Source organism: Streptomyces sp. NPDC049577 (assembly GCF_040675635.1).
Taxonomy (GTDB): domain Bacteria; phylum Actinomycetota; class Actinomycetes; order Streptomycetales; family Streptomycetaceae; genus Streptomyces.
The window spans coordinates 1-2441 of sequence record NZ_JBFAPH010000541.1; the positions used below are offsets into that span (position 1 = coordinate 1).

2 protein-coding genes and 1 pseudogene are annotated in these 2441 nt (G+C 73.8%); all 3 read right to left on the reverse strand.

Annotated elements, in window-relative coordinates; genetic code table 11:
* Nucleotides 1-564 (reverse strand): annotated as a pseudogene (locus tag AB0K09_RS32330) (two-component sensor histidine kinase); the annotation flags it as partial.
* Nucleotides 561-1340, reverse strand: coding sequence for a response regulator transcription factor (locus AB0K09_RS32335; protein ID WP_366068960.1), 780 nt, complete (start codon nt 1338-1340; stop codon nt 561-563). The pseudogene AB0K09_RS32330 and the gene AB0K09_RS32335, both read right to left, overlap by 4 nt.
* 102 nt (nt 1341-1442) lie before the next feature.
* The coding region (locus AB0K09_RS32340; protein WP_366068961.1) for a hypothetical protein at nt 1443-2441 on the reverse strand (999 nt) is incomplete at its 5' end.

A 2441-nucleotide genomic window follows, 5' to 3' on the forward strand; every position in this document is an offset into this window, starting at 1 on the left:
GCCGGCGGCGGCCAGCGCGGCGGCGGAGACGCACAGTTCGACCACGACGAGGGTGTCGAGGGTCTCCCGGGCGGCGGCCGTGGGGATGCCGACGAGATAGACGGTGCCGTCGAAGGCCGTGACGGACAGGGCCCGGTAGTCCCCGCGCCCGGGCAGCCCGAGGTCGTGCGGCCGGCCGTCGCGCTTCAGCCGGCCGAGCGCGTCGCTCTGCGCGTCGGTGAGGGAGGCGAGCGTGTCGTCACCGGGCCAGGAGGAGGCGTCGGGCGGTGTGCTGACCGCCGACCGCGCCACTCGCCCGTCCGCGCCGACGAGCGCGCCGACCGTGCCGATGGGCTGGCCGCCACCGCGGACGAACCGCAGCGAACCGCTACTCCGGGGAGCGGTCGGGTCGGGCGGGTGGTGCCCGGCCGCCCGGACCGCGACCTCGTGCAGCTGGGCGTCCAACTGCCCGTACAGATAGCTGCGCAGCACGATCGTGGTGACCGTGCCGATCACGGCGCAGACCACGGCGACGAGGGCGACGGTGGAGAGGACGAGCCGGGTGCGCAGGGGGCGTGGCGTCACCGGGCGCGCGCGGGGGCGACCGGGGTCGCGGGGGCCGCGGGGGCCGCGGGCTTGATCAGGTAGCCGACGCCGCGCCGGGTGTGGATCATCGGGGCGCGGCCGGCGTCGATCTTCCGTCGCAGATAGGAGATGTAGAGCTCGACGACGTTGGCCTGGCCGCCGAAGTCGTACGACCAGACGCGGTCCAGGATCTGCGGCTTGCTCAGCACGCGGCGCGGGTTGCGCATCAGGAAGCGCAGCAGCTCGAACTCGGTGGCGGTCAGATGGATCTCGGTGCCGCCCCGGGACACCTCGTGACTGTCCTCGTCCAGGACCAGGTCCCCGACGGTGAGGACGGAGTCGGCGCGGGCCGCGACGGCGCGGGACCTGCGCAGCAGTCCGCGCAGCCGCGCGACGACCTCCTCCAGGCTGAACGGCTTGGTGACGTAGTCGTCGCCGCCCGCCGTGAGCCCGGCGATGCGGTCCTCGACGGCGTCCTTCGCGGTGAGGAAGAGCACCGGCACGTCCGGGTGCTCGTGCCGCAGCCGGCCGAGCACGGCCAGGCCGTCCATGTCGGGCAGCATCATGTCGAGGACGACGGCGTCCGGGCGCAGTTCCCGGGCCGTACGCACGGCTTCCGCGCCGTCCGCGGCCGTACGCACCTCCCAGCCCTCGTAGCGCAGCGCGAGCGAGAGCAGCTCGGACAGCGACGCCTCGTCGTCGACGACCAGCACCCGTACGGCGCTTCCGTCCTCGTGCAGCAGCTGGGTACGCCCCTGGGGCGAGAGCGTGGACATGATGAGGATGGTGGCGGCGGCGGGTGAGAGCCCGCTTTCGGGACTCTGTGAATCAGCTGAGAATTCCGCGTGCCCGCGCGCCGCCCTCCCCGGTCCCGTCCGTCAGGGCAGCCACTTCGCGTCGAGCGCGACGGCCCGCAGCCGGTCCAGGCCGATCGCCGGCTCCGGGCGGGTCACCGGGCCGCTCTCGGCGTAGGAGTTGCACTCGCGCACCACGACGCGATAGCCGTCCGGGCGCAGGGTGTCGGCGATCCAGACGACGGCGGAGCCGCCCTTCTCGGAGGGGCCGCGGGTGAGCTTCACGCGGGTGCCGTCGGCCAGGGTCTCGCTGCTGCACGCGCCGGTCTCGCCGGAGCAGTCCATGTGCCCGGCCAGCACCGTCTTCATGCCGGGCTGGGCGTTCACCTGCACCATGTTCCTGCCCTTGCCGTCGTCGTACACGAGCTCGGCGAAGCCCGGGCTGCCGTGCCGGTCCGTGACGGTGCCGCCGGGCAGCAGGGAGGCCAGCAGCGTCACCATCCGGTCGCCGGGCACCTGCGGCTTTCCGCCGGTGGGCGGGGCGGCCGGGACGGGGACCGCGTCGACGGCCTTCTTCCAGGCAGGGCTGCGCACGATGGCGCTGAGCTGGTCGATCGACAGTGCGGGCTCGGCGGTGCTGTCCGACTCCTTCTCGGCGCCCCCGCCGAACTCCTGGAGGAACAGGTCCCCGCCGTCGGGGGTGACCAGCTCCACGTACCAGCGCCGCTGCCCGGCGGTGCTGTTGGGATGGGTGAAGGACTTGGTCGTGTAGAGCATCGAGCCGTCGGCGAGCTTGCGGGCCTCGCACTCGTCGTACGGGCGGACCTGGACGGGCATGCAGCCACCGGACTGCTGGTCGGCGGGGAGACCGGGGCTCAGCCGGTTGACGGTGAGGTCGATGGCGGACGTCCCGCGGGCTCCGGTGTAGGTGAGCCGGGCGGCGGGCGAGGCGTGGCCGGAGGAGTCCGAGCCCTGCCCGGAGGCGCCGGAGACGGTGCCGTCCTTGGGCAGCGGCCTCGAACTCGAAGGTGCGCACCAGCTCGTCGTGGATCCGGACGCTCCGCTCGACCGCCTCGCGCGGCG